The sequence below is a fragment of the Nocardia sp. CA-128927 genome, from assembly GCF_050955855.1.
Lineage (GTDB): Bacteria > Actinomycetota > Actinomycetes > Mycobacteriales > Mycobacteriaceae > Nocardia.
This window is the reverse complement of the sequence record NZ_CP192087.1, coordinates 3,417,450-3,431,119: the sequence shown is the minus strand read 5'-3', so window position 1 is coordinate 3,431,119 and position 13,670 is coordinate 3,417,450. Positions and strand designations below refer to the sequence as shown.

The following is a 13,670-nucleotide window of genomic DNA, read 5'->3' as shown; positions in this document are numbered from 1 at the left end:
AACAGCGTTAATGAACAACGCTTGTTTCAAACAGGTAAGGCTACGGCAGGCAGGGTAATTCAGCCGCTCAGAGCCAGGTGGGATCGCCGAACACGGCCCCGGAATCGTCGACCTCGGGGGACTTGTAATCGACGTAGGCGTACTGCCGGAGCGTGACCGGACCGGTGCACGAATTCACCTTGATGTGGAAGTCGCGGAAGCTGAGCTGGATCAGCTTGCCGGGGATCATGTCCTTCTCGGCGATCGCGACCTCACCGACCTCGCCCGGGGCGAGGTTCAGAGTGGCGACCGGGTTCGGGTTGACGCTCGGTGACTGGCCGATGACGAGGTCGGGCGTCGCGCCCAGGGTGCCCGCGCCGATGGTCACCGCGCAGCCGACGTGGTAACCGATCCGCAGCTTGCCCGCCGTGGCGCCCTCGACCTGGCCGTAGCCGATCGAACTGACCAGCGCCTCCCGGGTGGTCCCCATGAAGTTCAACGGCGGGATCCGGTAGATGTACTCCTCCCGGCTGCCGATCGTGAACTTCTTCGCGCCGTCTCCCGGTGGGACGAACGACTTCTCGTGCGGGGGCATGCTGATGACCTCGGCCTCCACCGCCGGCGCCAGCGCAGCCACGGACGCACAGGCCACGGCGGCGCCCGCCAGTGTCTGGACCGCCCTTTTTACATTCGACGCCATAGCCCCAGACCTTAGTAGCCGATGGCTATGTTTTCGGCGTACGACACGGCGGAATCGCGCGCCGACCGCCGCCTCGACCGGCGGCTGATCGCTTGTCCAGCAGAGCGCTACGGTGGGCAGATGCTCCAGGGACGACAAGCCGAACAAGCACAGATCGATCGGCTTCTCGCGGCGGCACAGGACGGCCGGAGCAGCGCGCTGGTCGTGCGCGGCGAACCCGGGATCGGCAAGACCGCGCTGCTGGATTACGCCGCTGCCCAAGGCCTTCCGACGGTGCGCAGCGCGGGCATCGAATCCGAGGCCGAATTGCCCTTCGCCGCACTGCATCTGCTGGTGCGTCCCGGCATCGCGCTGCTGGACACCCTGCCCGACCGGCAACGTGACGCGTTGCGCGGCGCTTTCGGTCTGGCACAGCAGGATCCGGGCGACCGCATGTTGATCGGGCTCGCGGTGTTGTCGTTGCTGGCCGAGGAGGCGACCGACGGGCCGTTGCTCTGCCTGATCGATGACGCGCACTGGCTCGACCGCGCGACCGCGGAGGCCCTGCTGTTCGCGGCGCGACGGCTCGATGCGGAGGGCGTGGTGATGATCTTCGCGACCCGTCAGGGCGCGGACGTCTTCCCCGCGCCTGGTCTGCCCGAGCTGATCGTGACGGGTCTGCCGCAGGAGGCTGCCGCCGCACTCGTGGACAGCCGCGACCCCGACCTGTCACCGGTGCTGCGTTATCGGCTGCTCAGCGAGGCGGGCGGCAATCCGCTGGCCTTGCGTGAGCTGCCCGCCGTGCTCGCGGCGGAATCGCCTGGCGCAGGGCCGAATCCGCTGCCGTTGACCCAGCGACTGCAGGTCGCCTTCCACGGTCAGGTGAACAGGCTGCCCGCCCGCACGCGGTTGTTGCTGCTGGTCGCGGCCGCCGCGAGCAACGCCGAACTCGCCACGATCCTGCGCGCGGGTGCCGCGCTCGACGCGCAGTTGGCCGATCTCGCGCCCGCCGAGGACGCCGGACTCGTGCACAGCGACGGCCGGACGCTGACCTTTCGCCATCCGCTGCTGCGCTCGGCGGTCTATCAGGGCGCGCCGCTGACCCAGCGCCTCGCCGTGCACCGCGCACTCGCCGAGGCACTCACCGCGACCGAGGACGCCGATCTGCGGGCCTGGCATCTGGCGTCGGCGGCGACCGGTCCGGAGGAAACCACCGCGGCGGCACTGGAACAGACCGCGGACCGGGCGCGCGAACGCAGTGGTTATCACGGCGCCGTGGCGGCATACGAGCGCGCGGCCGGCCTGAGCACCGTCCCGGCGGATCGGGTGCGCAGGTTGGTGCTCGCCGCCGAGACCGCGGGTGAAACGGGTCTGCCTGATCTGGCCAGGCAGCTCGCCGAACGAGCGGCCGCGCAGACGACCGATCGATTGGTGCTCGCGCGTCTCGATCTCGTTCGCGGCGTCGCGGAATTCGGTGCGGGTAAGCCACTTTCGGCGCATCGGCTGTTGCTCGGCGCGGCAGCGGCGGTGCACGAGTCCGAACCACCGCGAGCGGCTCGCATCCTCGCTCAGGCGTTGCACACGGCCTGGTATCTCGGCGCATCGGAGCTGGCGGAGGTGGTCGATTCCCTGACGACCCTCGCGCTGCCGGACACTGAACCGTTGTCGCCCATCGCGCGGTACATGGTCGCGGCGATCAACGGTCGGTTCACCGTCGATCTGCGCGCCGCGGCGAGCGCTGCCAGGGATGCGGGCGCGGATAGTCCGCGGGACCTGGTGCAGATGTGTGGGATGGGTCTGGTGGTCGGTCAAGACGATCACGTCACCGAGTTGGCGGGCGAGCTCATCGCCGAATGTCGCGAGCAGGGGCGGATCGCGCTGCTGCCGACGCTGCTGTTCTTCCGTGCCGAGGCCGAGGCATTCCTCGGCAGGCCGGGTGAGGGCCGGGTTGCCGCGACCGAAGGGTTGCGGATCGCGACCGATCTCGGGCACGGGCAGTGGATCAGTCAGCTGTCGGCGTATCTGGCGTACCTGGCCGCGTTGGAAGGCCGGGCGGAGGAATGCCGGGAGTTGGTCGACCGGGCGCTTGCCGAGGAGTTCGGCGGAGGTAGCGCGCCTGGTGCGCCGTGGACCCAGCTCGCGCTCGGTCTGCTGGAACTGGGACTCGGCAAGGTGGACAGTGCGTTTGCCCGGCTCGAGCTGCTGACCATCGAGCCCGCGCGTCATCACGTGGCCGGGCGGCGTGCGCTGCCGGATCTGATCGAGGCGGCGGTTCGGCTGGGTGCCCCGGCCCGCGCGGGCCACGCGCTGGACCGGCTGACGGACTGGGCAACGGTCTCGGGTCAGGACTGGGTAGAAGCGCTGGCATATCGCTGCCGCGCCCTGATCGATGACGCGAATGCCGAGCAGCACTATCTCGCGGCGCTGCGGCTCGGCGGTCGACCGTTCGAGCAGGCCAGAACTCAACTGCTGTACGGCGAATGGTTGCGACGCACTCGCCGCAAGGCCGATGCGCGGACCCAGCTGCAACCCGCGCTGGAAACCTTCGAGCGGCTCGACGCCGGTCCGTGGGCGGAGCGAACGCGGACCGAACTCGGGGCGCTCGGTGTCGGCACGGCTGCCCGGCCCACGCATGGCGTGCTGGCCGCGCTGACGCCGCAGGAGCTACAGATCGTGCGATTGGCGGCGCAGGGTATGTCCAACCGGGACATCGCGGCGCAGTTGTTCCTCAGTCCGCGCACGGTCGGCCATCACCTGTACAAGGCGTATCCGAAGCTGGGCGTGCTGTCGCGAGGTGAACTCGCGGATCTCCCGCTCGACGCGGGTTAGTCGACCGAGCGACGCGCGACGGCCAGCCCGACCAGCCAGCGGCCCGCGCCGACCGCGGCGGCGATCAGCACCGCTACCTGGGGCGAACCGATGATCAACGCAAGGATCAGGCAGGTCACCAGCGCGGCGGCCAGCGCCTCGAGCTTATATACCGGCCACGCGCTCCCCGCGATCTCGATCGTCGCGGAGCGGGCCGATGGGTGAACAACTGCCATCTAGTAAGGATATACGGACTGTGAAGTTCGGTCTACCGAACTTTGTGTTGCCGGGAACACAGTCGATCCCGGATTCGTTCCCTCAGGCATGCCACTGACAGGAGAATACGAACCGAGTACATCCGACTGGGCCCGTGAGCAGGCGGAGAAGTACGAGAACTCCGGCGGCGCCACGGACACGACGCTGCAGGGCAAGCCCGTCATCCTGCTCACCACCAAGGGCGCGAAGTCGGGCAAGCTGCGCAAGACCCCGCTGATGCGGGTCGAGCACAACGGTGAATACGCGTTGGTCGCCTCGCTGGGCGGCGCACCGAAGAACCCCGTCTGGTACTACAACATCAAGGCCGAGCCGCACGTCGAACTGCGCGACGGCACCGTGAACAAGGACTACACCGCGCGCGAGGTCTTCGATGACGAGCGCCAGCTGTGGTGGGACCGGGCCGCCGAGGTCTGGCCGGACTACATCGAATACACGAAGAAGACGGACCGGGTCATCCCCGTCTTCGTGCTGACGCCGCAGGACTGATTCAGCAAGCCGCCACGAAGCGCATGCGTGCGTTCGCACGTCGGATCATCCGACGTGACGGCAGCTAATTCCGCGCAGCACCGCCACCCGCCGCAGCAGCCCGGCGCGGCGGGTGGCAGCATATTTCTGGTGTCCAATCCGCTTGATGTCATCGACGCACTGTCCACTTCTCGTCCCGCGCTGAGCGCGGACGAGATCGACGCTGCCGCCAAGCGAATTGCCGACATTATCGAGCCGACTCCGCTGCAGCGCAGCGAGCGGCTCTCGCGGCTCACCGGAGCGAACGTCTACCTCAAGCGCGAGGACCTGTCCGCGGTCCGCTCGTACAAGCTGCGCGGTGCGTACAACCTGGTGATGCAGCTGACCGAGAGCGAACGCGCCGCGGGTGTGGTCGCGGCGAGCGCGGGCAATCACGCGCAGGGTGTGGCGTTCGCCTGTCACGCGATGGGCATAAAGTGCCGCATCTACGTGCCGACCACCACCCCCAAGCAGAAGCGCGACCGGATCCGGGTGCACGGCGGCGAGTTCGTGCAGCTGATCGCGGTCGGCGAAACCTACGACGCCGCCGCCTCGGCCGCCGCCGACGATGTCGAGCGCACCGGCGCGACCATGGTGCCGCCGTTCGACGACGTACGCACCGCGGCCGGGCAGGGCACCATCGCGCCGGAAATCCTGGAGCAACTCGGCACCTCACCCGATCTGGTGGTGGTGCCGGTGGGCGGCGGTGGCTGCCTGGCCGGTGTCGGCACCTACCTGCGGGACCGGTCGCCGCACACCTCGATCCTCGGCGTGGAACCGTCGGGGGCGGCCTCGATGACCGCGGCGCTGGTCGCGGGTGGACCGGTGACGCTGCCGGAGATCGACCCGTTCGTCGACGGTGCTGCGGTGCGCCGGATCGGCAAGGTGCCGTTCGCGGCGATCGCCGGATTCGGCGGCCGGGTGGTCTCGCATGCCTCGCTGCCGTTACTGACCACCACCGAATCGCCAAGCGGTACCAGCTCTTTCCGGATGATGCAGGTCGACGAGGGTGCGATCTGCACGACCATGCTCGACCTGTACCAGAACGAGGGCATCATCGCCGAACCCGCTGGCGCGCTGGCGGTTACGGCACTCTACGAGCTCGCGGTGGAGCCTGGCTCGACCGTGGTGTGCCTGGTCTCCGGCGGCAACAACGACGTGTCGCGCTACGGCGAGATCATCGAACGCTCGCTGGTGCACCGCGGCCTGAAACACTATTTCCTGGTGGACTTTCCGCAGGAGCCGGGCGCGCTGCGGCGTTTCCTGGACGAGGTGCTCGGGCCGGACGACGACATCACCATGTTCGAGTACGTCAAGCGGAACAACCGCGAAACCGGTTCGGCGCTGGTCGGTATCGAGCTCGGCGCCCCAGATGCGTTGGGCGCGTTGCTGGAACGGATGGCCGAGTCGCCAATCCAGTGCGAGCGGCTGGAACCGGGCTCGCCCGCGTACCGCTACCTGACCTGAGCTAAGCCGCCGCCTCGCGTGTCTCCGCCATCGGGATGCGCCGGGTGGCGCGCAGGCAGTTCAGCAGCAGCGGCAGCAGCCAGAAGGCCGCGGACTGGTCGTAGGACAGTTGGCCCGCGGACAGCCGGTTATGCACGAAGCCGACCGAAAGGCCGAGGCGCGGTTCGGCCCAGCCGAAGGAACCGCCGAGGCCGATGTGGCCGAATCCGGCGCGGGCGCCCGGCATCGGCAGCGAGTGGTAGCCGAGACGCCAGAGCATCGGTGCGTAGAACAGGGCGTGGTCGAGCCGATAGGTCTGAATCCGCCTGATCGCCTTGATGGTTCGCGGGCTGATGTACTGGTGACCGTCTGCCACACCGTCATTGGCGAGCGCGCCGTACATGGTGGCGAGCGCGGGCGCGGTGCACACACCGTTGCCCGCGCCGAGCTCGGTGTTCAGGATCGGCGGCTGCGCACCGGTCAGGATGGATTCCAGGCCGGGCAGGAACAGGCAGCGGGTGGCGGCGCCCAAGGCGCCGGGGATGCGGTGACTGCGACCCAACACCATTGCGCTGACCGGTTTTCCGATCAGACTCAGCTGGGAACCCGACAGCGGCGCGTAGGTCGTCGGCGCGTTCGCCGGCGGTGCGCCCAGGTGGATGCCGTCGATGCCGAGCGGGTCGGCGACCTCGGAGCGGAACAACTCCGCCATCGGACGGCCGGTGATCGCGCGGGCCAGGCCGGCCATCAGCCAGCCGAAGGTGAGCGCGTGATACGCCGGAACACCCAGCAGGTGATCGGGTTTCGCGGCGGCGAGGCGCTGTTCCATCAGTTCGTGGTCGAGCACGTCGTCGAGGCCGGTGGCGATCGGGGCGAGCGCGGACAGGCCCGCACTGTGCGTCATTGCTTGCCGCACAGTGATCTTGCCCTTGCCGTTGGTGCCGAATTCGGGCCAGTACTCGGCCATCGGCGCGGCGTAGTCGAGCAATCCCCGGTCGGCGAGCCGGTGGATGACGGTGGCGGTGACGCCCTTCGTCGCGGAGAAGATGATCGACCCGGTGTCCTGGGTCCACGGGCCGGTGCCGCCGGATCCGGTCCAGATGTCGAGCAGTGGCTCGCCGTGCAGGTGCACCGCCAGCGCGCCGCCCGCGCCGCGGCGGTGTCCGAAGGTCCTGGCGAAAGCGCGCACCAGTGGGGCGAATTCGGCGGTGGCGCTGCCACCCGTCCCGGTCGGGATCGGCGCTAGATCCCCGGAAGCGTCGTTGCTCATCTTTCTACGGTAATGGCGTCGGTCACACCCGGCAATGGATCTGTCTCGGACAGTGCTCTATCGTGACTTTCCCGCAACTGGATTCGGGTGCGAATGTGGGGTTGTCAACGGCTGTTCGTCGGACCTCTTATCGGTCCGCGAGGATCGCGAACGAGTGCGCGGGAATCGTTGTCGCCGAGGGGCCTTCGGTCGGCGGTTCCCACGACAGCAGCGAAAACCCGGTGACCGGGACGGTGACCTGGTCCTCAGACAGATTGCACACCAACTTCAGGGTGCCGCGATGCACGACGATCCAGCGTGCGTTTTCGTCGTAGTCGACCGAGATGTGCGTCAGCCATGGGTCGGTGAGTTCCGGCCGCTCCCTGCGCAGGGCGAGCAGCTTTCGGTAGCAGGAAAGTAGCCGAATGTGTCGAGATTCTTCGAGCTCGGCCCAGTTCAGCTTCGAGCGCAGGAACGTCGACGGGTCCTGCGGATCGGGGACCTCGTCGGCGCTCCAGCCGTGTTCGGCGAATTCGGCCTTGCGGCCGGCCGCGGTGGCGGCGCCGATCACCGGGTCGGTGTGCGAGGTGAAGAACTGGAATGGGGTGTGCGCGCCCCACTCCTCCCCCATGAACAGCATCGGCGTGTACGGCGAGCACAGCACCAGCGCCGCTTTGATCGCCAGTTGGCCGTCGTTGAGGTAGGCGCTCGGGCGGTCGCCGATGGCGCGGTTGCCGATCTGATCGTGGTTGCAGGTGTAGGCGAGCAGGGCACTACCCGGGATCACCGTGGTGTCGATCGGGCGACCGTGGGTGCGGCCGCGGAAGCTGGAAAACGTTGCGGCGTGGAAGAATCCGTGCGTCAACGTGTGGGCCAGGCAGCGTAGTGAGCCGAAATCGGCGTAGTAGCCCTGTCGTTCACCGGAGACCGCGGTGTGGATCGCGTGGTGCAGGTCGTCGTTCCACTGCCCCGTCAGTCCGTAACCACCCGCGGCGCGCGGGGTGATGAGCGTCGGGTCGTTGAGATCGCTTTCCGCGATCAGGGTGAGCGGCCTACGTACGTGTGCCGCGAGACGCGCTGTCTCGGTGGCGAGTTCGGCGAGGACATGGGTGGCGGTCCGATCGACCAGCGCGTGTACCGCATCCAACCGCAGTGCGTCGATGTGGAAATCGCGCAGCCAGCGCAACGCGTTGCCGATGATGTGCCCGCGCACCTCGTCCGACTCGGGTCCATCCAGGTTCAGGCTCTGCCCCCACGTATTGCGTCCGTCGGTGAGATAGGGCCCGAACCGCGGCAGATAGTTTCCGGACGGCCCGAGATGGTTGTAGACGACATCGAGTGCAACCGCCAAACTCCTAGCGTGGCAGGCATTCACAAACCGCTGCAATCCATCGGGCCCGCCGTAGGGTTCGTGCACCGCGTACCAGAGCACCCCGTCGTAACCCCAGTTGTGCGTCCCGTCGAAGGCATTGACCGGCATCAACTCGACAACGGTAATCCCGAGCTCGACCAGATGGTCGAGCCGCTCGATCGCCGAGTCGAATGTCCCTTCCGGCGTGAATGTTCCGACGTGCATCTCGTAGAACACCGCGCCCGCCAACGGCCGCCCGGTCCACCCCGCGTCCGTCCACACCGATCGGTCGAGGCTGTGCACCGCCGACCGGCCGTGCACCCCGTCCGGCTGCCGAGCCGATCGCGGGTCCGGGATGACCGTCGGATCGTCATCGAGCAGATACCCGTACCGCGCCCCGGTTGCCGCGGGCGCCTCTGCCTGCCACCAGCCTCCGCCGGACCGGCTCATCGGGTGAATCGCACCATCCAGGTCCAACCGTATCCGCTCCGGCAACGGGGCCCACACCTCGAACAAGGTCACCTCGCCAGCATTCCACGCACCCTGTTCCGCCGCGTGGCAACCCGACCCCGCACGTCGCCGGGACCATTGCGCGCGTATCCAGCCGACGACGCGTGCTGGTAATTACAGTCGACGAATACAGGCTCGGCTTCTGATCGATGATCCTGGTCCACCACGGTGTCGGCGCTCGATGCCATGACGAGGGGGTTCTACGGTGCGGTCGGTGACGAAGCATTCGATGACGGTGATGCGGGCGGTGCTGGGGCTGTCGCTGGCCGTGGCGCTCAGCGGATGTGGCGCCGACAGTTCGAACGATGGTGCCCCCGCCAGTTCCGCACCGCAGCGCCCGAGTGCCTCGGTGACAACGACCGGCGGTGCTTCGACAGCCCCGTCGACCGGAGCCGAACCTGCGGATCCGACCTCTCTCCAGTCCGCCGGGTCGACCTACACGGTCCGAAAGGTGGAGGTGCCCAACGGTGTCGGCATCTCCGGCGTTGCGTCATCGTTGGAGCTGTCCGGCGGCGATGCGCGAGTGGCCGAGGTCTTCAATCGCGGTGTGCGAACGTACATCCAGGAGCAAGTGGACATCACCAACCGCAGCGACGACCCCCGCCCGCACTACGTCCAATCCACCGGCCGGATCTTCTTCACCGACACCACCATCAGCGAGGTCCTGTCCGGCCTCATCAGCTACCAGGGTGAGGCGCACCCGTTCAAGATCCTCGCCACCATCACCACCAACAGCCGCGCGGCCGCCCCCGTCCTGATCGGCGACCTGTTCACCGACCGCCAGGCCGGAATCACCGAGCTGGCCGCGGCCACCACCGAAGCAACAAAGCAGGTCCACCCGCAAATAGCCGACAATCCCACCATCACGAACGCGCTACAGCCAGTAGAAAAGAACTTCGCGAACTGGGTACCAACGCCGTCCGGCGTGCAGATCTACATCGACACCGGCCTCTACGTATACGGCTACCCCTGCGTCAAAGTGCCCTGGTCCCGCCTGCGCCCAGCCCTCGGCCCAACCATGCGGACGGTAGCCGAAAAGGCCCCCGACGCACCCCCGTCAACCTGCGACGGACAGTAGGCCCCGAGTCGGCCGTGGGCGACCGTTGAGCTTGGCAGGGCAACCCTTGCCACCGTTTCGAGTTCAGGCGCCCGATCAGCACGGTCCGCGCCGCGGCGATTCGCGAAGAATCCGCGCACACTCGACGCCATGATCGTCCTGGCCACCGTCTGCCGCAGGTCGGGATCGGGGAACGCTGCGCGCGGTGGCGCGGTTGGGCGGGTGCTGGGAGAGTGGGCTGGTGGGCTTTTATGGAGATCGGGTTGTGCCGCGGATCGTCGATGTCGCGTGTGGGATGCGGTTCAATGAGCCGCTGCGGGAGCGGGTTTGCGGTGGGTTGCGGGGGCGGGTTGTGGAGATCGGGTTCGGGTCGGGGCTGAATGTGCCGTTCTATCCAGGGACGGTGGACGCGGTCAGTGCGGTCGAGCCGGTCGATCTGGGGTGGAAGCTGGCGAGCAAGCGGGTTGCCGAGTCGAAGGTGCCGGTTGAGCGGGCCGGGCTGGATGGGCAGTCCCTCCCCTTCGCCGACAACACCTTCGATTCCGCGGTATCCACCTGGACCCTGTGCACCATCCCGGATGTCGCCACCGCGCTCACCGAAGTCCGCCGAGTGCTCACCCCCGGCGGCACCCTGCATTTCGTCGAGCACGGCCTCGCTCCGGATCACAAGGTCCAGGTCTGGCAGAACCGCCTGAATCCGCTACAAAAGACCTTCTGCGGCGGCTGCAACCTGAACCGAGACATCCGCGGCCTGCTGACGACCGCCGGCTTCGAAATCCAAGACATCGACGTTTTCTACGCCGAAGACGCCCCCCGTTTCCTCGCCGCCCAATCCCTCGGCGTCGCAGTCTCCCCCTAGCTACACACTGCGGTCCCTACACTCGATGCCGTGCACGGCATCGCCAACCGGCTACTCGCCCCTCGGTTCGAGAAGTAAGCGGACGGTCGACCGCGTCGTCCACGGCGAACTCCTAAGAGTCGACACGCAATTCGAAGGTCCGCTGCACACCATGGAACTGCGCGTCACGGAATTGCCAGCACCAGCTTCAATGCTGTGTTGACCGCCATTATGGTGGCCGGGCTTACTGCTCCGAGAAACGCTGTGAGCCCGTCTCGAGGCAATTGCTGCAAGTCGTCGGTAACGATGTAACCGACGAGTGGATCGGCGGTCGACAACGGAACCATCGTCGGCAAGCTCGCATACTTGTCCGTCGTCGTAATTCGCACCGCCACTACGCGAGATAGCTGCCGATTTCGGCGGTTGTTGGAGACGATCAACCACGGTTTGGGCCCGTGGCCGTAGTCGGCGCGGTAGATCTGGCCACGAGTCGGAGCGGCGAGTGTCATCAGGGCATCACCCGATCCACTTCCTCCGCGTACCTGCGCCTCAGCGTCTGAGCTTCGGCTTCGTCGTGGATCTCCGGCCAAATCTCGGCGAGCTGTTCGTACCCCTCATCCAGCGCTTGGTCGATCAGCACCTGCGCGCCGATCGCCATCAGCACTCGGATCACGGTCGCTTCGGAAGCGTCGGGGGTGAGGGAGTAACCGAGGTGGGCGGCGATGGATTCGAAGAGCACCCACTCGGCTCCCTTGCGGTCACTGAGCGTCGCCAGGGTGCGTTCCTCCCGCTCGGTCAGTGTCAGGGTGGTTCGTCTGGTCATGCATCAGATCTTACATCGATATCGATGCGCTATCCAGCATCACTTTGCGATGCATCTATCTGCATCACCTACTTTTGAAATGATCAGTTCAAAACTGTGCTAGCGTCTTTCACATGGCGCGACCGAGGCAGTTCGACGAGGAGCGGGCAGTGGATGCCGCGATGCGGGCGTTCTGGACCGCGGGCTACGAGGCGACCTCGACTCAGGATCTGTGCGACGCGACCGGACTGGGCCGCAGCAGCATCTACAACACCTTCACGAGCAAGCATGACCTGTTTGAGCGGGCGTTGCGGCGATACATGACGACGAAGAACACTGCCACCTTCGCGATGCTCGACGGCGACGAATCACCGAAGGGGAAGATGCAGACACTACTGCAGCAGGTCGTGGACGCCCCGGAGGACGATCCACTGGGCTGCCTGGTCGTCAATTCGATGATCGAGCTCGCGCCGCGCGATCCGGAAGTGGCGGCGGCATTGCGCGACGATCAGAAGCTGCGACTCACCGCGCTGACGCAAGTACTCGAAAGCGGCAGGCGCGCAGGGGAAATCGATAAGGCCAAGGACGCCCGCGAGCTGGCACACTTCATCAACGCCACCATTGCGGGGATGCGCGTGGCGGCCCGCGGCGGTGTCGGACGCGACGCACTGCAAGCCATCGCCGCCACCGCACTGAACGCCCTCTGAGCCAGTCCCCCAAGACATCACGAGACATCAGTCTCTTCCCATGTGCCAGTTTTGAACTGAATGATCTAAAACCAGAGAGGTACCCGATGCCGTTCGCTGTCTACATCCTGGGCTTGTCCATTTTCGCCCAGGGCACCTCGGAGATGATGCTCTCCGGCCTGCTCACCGAGCTCTCTACTGACCTCGGTGTCACCATTCCGCAAGCGGGGCTGCTGATTTCGGCGTTCGCACTCGGCATGCTGGTCGGCGCACCGGTGCTCGCCGTCGCGACACTGCGGCTGCCGCGACGCAGCGCGTTGCTCGCATTCCTCGCGGTGTTCGTCGGCGCTCACGTCGTCGCCGCCCTGACCTCGGACTACTGGGTGCTGTTCGCGACAAGGGCGGTCGGCGCGTTCGTCTACGCCGGATTCTGGTCGGTCGCGGCCACCACCGCGATCGGCCTGGTGCCCGCGAACGCGCGCGGCAAGGCGATGAGCATCGTCGCGGGCGGTCTCACCATCGCCACCGTCATCGGCCTGCCCGCGGGCACCGTGATCGGCCAGCACCTCGGCTGGCGCGCGGCGTTCTGGGCGGTCGCGATCATGTCCACGCTGGCCATGATCGGCGTGCTCGCCAAGATCCCGGCCGGTCGCGCGGAAACCCAGCCGGACCTCCGAAAAGAACTGCGCAGCATGGTCAATCCCCGCCTGTGGCTGTCCTACAGCACCACCGCGCTCTCCATCTCGGCGCTGATGGTCACCTTCGCCTACCTCGGCGCACTGCTGTCCAAGGCGACCGGCCTGACCGACAGCTGGATCCCGATCGTGCTGGTGGTGTACGGCATCGGCAGCTTCCTCGGCATCGTCATCGGCGGCCGCACCGCCGACGCCCACCCGATCCGCACGCTGTACGTCGGCATCGCCGGCCTGATCATCACCTCGGTCCTGCTCGCCCTCACCACCGAGCACCCCGTCCCCGTCGTCGCCCTCACCTTCCTGCTCGGCGCCTTCGGTTTCGGCACCAACCCCACCCTCAACAGCCGAGTCTTCAACCTCGCCCCCAACGGACCGACCCTCGCCCCCGCCTTCAACGTCGCCTCGTTCAACGTCGGCATCACCGTCGGCCCCTGGCTCGGCGGCCTAGCCATCGGCGCCGGCCTCGGCTACGCCTCGATCGCCTGGATCGGCGCCGCAATCGGCATAGCCGCCCTAGGCACGGTCACCTGGGAACAACTCCTCACCCGCCGCCCCGCCACCGCCACCCCGTCCCCCGACAAGCAACCCGAACTAGTCCACTGACCGCCGCACCCTTCCTCAGGATCCGCACCCTCTCTGGGCCCCATGCAAGGCGCCAATCCCGAGAGAGTGCGGATCCTACTGATCACCAACGCGATTCATGATCATGAGGAACTGGTGCAGGCATCGCGCGAGAGGCCACCGGCACCAGTTCCCCATGATCTTGAACGGGCGTAGTGCCGCCAACAGC

13 protein-coding genes are annotated in these 13,670 nt (G+C 67.0%); 7 read left to right on the top strand and 6 right to left on the bottom strand.

The annotated features are described in order from the left end of the window. Nucleotides 1-67: 67 nt before the first annotated feature. Nucleotides 68-679, bottom strand: coding sequence for an MspA family porin (locus tag ACQPW1_RS16200; protein ID WP_433663524.1), 612 nt, complete (start codon nucleotides 677-679; stop codon nucleotides 68-70). A gap of 21 nt (nucleotides 680-700) precedes the next feature. On the opposite strand from ACQPW1_RS16200, the gene ACQPW1_RS16195 reads away from it, so the two are divergent. Continuing rightward, a complete protein-coding gene (locus tag ACQPW1_RS16195) occupies nucleotides 701-3,487 on the top strand; it encodes an ATP-binding protein (protein ID WP_433663523.1) in 2,787 nt (928 codons plus the stop codon). On the opposite strand, the gene ACQPW1_RS16190 is transcribed toward ACQPW1_RS16195, so the two are convergent. Continuing rightward, nucleotides 3,484-3,702: a hypothetical protein gene (locus tag ACQPW1_RS16190; RefSeq protein ID WP_433663522.1), complete on the bottom strand. Its 219-nt coding sequence runs from the start codon at nucleotides 3,700-3,702 to the stop codon at nucleotides 3,484-3,486. The two genes, ACQPW1_RS16195 and ACQPW1_RS16190, sit on opposite strands and share 4 nt — an antisense overlap. 88 nt (nucleotides 3,703-3,790) lie before the next feature. Here ACQPW1_RS16190 and ACQPW1_RS16185 point away from each other — a divergent pair, with 88 nt between their 5' ends. Both ACQPW1_RS16185 and ilvA read left to right on the top strand, forming a co-directional pair. Then, the gene (locus ACQPW1_RS16185; protein WP_433663521.1) at nucleotides 3,791-4,228 is read left to right on the top strand and encodes a nitroreductase family deazaflavin-dependent oxidoreductase; all 438 of its coding nucleotides are present in this window, start codon (nucleotides 3,791-3,793) and stop codon (nucleotides 4,226-4,228) included. A 129-nt stretch (nucleotides 4,229-4,357) separates the two neighbouring features. Next, nucleotides 4,358-5,713 carry a threonine ammonia-lyase IlvA gene (gene ilvA, locus ACQPW1_RS16180; protein ID WP_433663520.1) on the top strand — a complete coding sequence of 452 codons (1,356 nt, stop codon included), beginning with the start codon at nucleotides 4,358-4,360 and terminating at the stop codon, nucleotides 5,711-5,713. 1 nt (nucleotide 5,714) lies between these two features. Here the strand turns inward: ilvA and ACQPW1_RS16175 are convergent, their stop codons facing one another. Together ACQPW1_RS16175 and treZ are read right to left on the bottom strand one after the other, a co-directional pair. Next, nucleotides 5,715-6,962: a serine hydrolase domain-containing protein gene (locus tag ACQPW1_RS16175; protein ID WP_433663519.1), complete on the bottom strand. Its 1,248-nt coding sequence runs from the start codon at nucleotides 6,960-6,962 to the stop codon at nucleotides 5,715-5,717. 127 nt (nucleotides 6,963-7,089) lie between these two features. Next, nucleotides 7,090-8,814 (bottom strand): malto-oligosyltrehalose trehalohydrolase, encoded by a 1,725-nt coding sequence (gene treZ / locus ACQPW1_RS16170; RefSeq protein WP_433663518.1) that lies wholly within the window; start codon nucleotides 8,812-8,814, stop codon nucleotides 7,090-7,092. Nucleotides 8,815-9,016: 202 nt separating this feature from the next. On the opposite strand from treZ, the gene ACQPW1_RS16165 reads away from it, so the two are divergent. Together ACQPW1_RS16165 and ACQPW1_RS16160 are read left to right on the top strand one after the other, a co-directional pair. Beyond that, nucleotides 9,017-9,880: a hypothetical protein gene (locus ACQPW1_RS16165; RefSeq protein ID WP_433663517.1), complete on the top strand. Its 864-nt coding sequence runs from the start codon at nucleotides 9,017-9,019 to the stop codon at nucleotides 9,878-9,880. Between the two features lie 220 nt (nucleotides 9,881-10,100). After that, nucleotides 10,101-10,718 carry a class I SAM-dependent methyltransferase gene (locus ACQPW1_RS16160; protein ID WP_433663516.1) on the top strand — a complete coding sequence of 206 codons (618 nt, stop codon included), beginning with the start codon at nucleotides 10,101-10,103 and terminating at the stop codon, nucleotides 10,716-10,718. A 164-nt stretch (nucleotides 10,719-10,882) separates the two neighbouring features. On the opposite strand, the gene ACQPW1_RS16155 is transcribed toward ACQPW1_RS16160, so the two are convergent. Next, nucleotides 10,883-11,206 (bottom strand): type II toxin-antitoxin system PemK/MazF family toxin, encoded by a 324-nt coding sequence (locus ACQPW1_RS16155; protein ID WP_433663515.1) that lies wholly within the window; start codon nucleotides 11,204-11,206, stop codon nucleotides 10,883-10,885. Next, nucleotides 11,206-11,520 carry a hypothetical protein gene (locus ACQPW1_RS16150; RefSeq protein ID WP_433663514.1) on the bottom strand — a complete coding sequence of 105 codons (315 nt, stop codon included), beginning with the start codon at nucleotides 11,518-11,520 and terminating at the stop codon, nucleotides 11,206-11,208. The genes ACQPW1_RS16155 and ACQPW1_RS16150 overlap by 1 nt, the downstream gene beginning before the upstream one ends. Before the next feature lie 113 nt (nucleotides 11,521-11,633). Between ACQPW1_RS16150 and ACQPW1_RS16145 the strand changes: the two genes are divergently transcribed. Together ACQPW1_RS16145 and ACQPW1_RS16140 are read left to right on the top strand one after the other, a co-directional pair. Further along, entirely contained in the window at nucleotides 11,634-12,206 is a 573-nt protein-coding gene (locus ACQPW1_RS16145) for a TetR/AcrR family transcriptional regulator (RefSeq protein WP_433663513.1), read from the top strand. Nucleotides 12,207-12,292: 86 nt separating this feature from the next. Beyond that, the gene (locus ACQPW1_RS16140; protein WP_433663512.1) at nucleotides 12,293-13,483 is read left to right on the top strand and encodes a Cmx/CmrA family chloramphenicol efflux MFS transporter; all 1,191 of its coding nucleotides are present in this window, start codon (nucleotides 12,293-12,295) and stop codon (nucleotides 13,481-13,483) included. Nucleotides 13,484-13,670 lie beyond the last annotated feature (187 nt).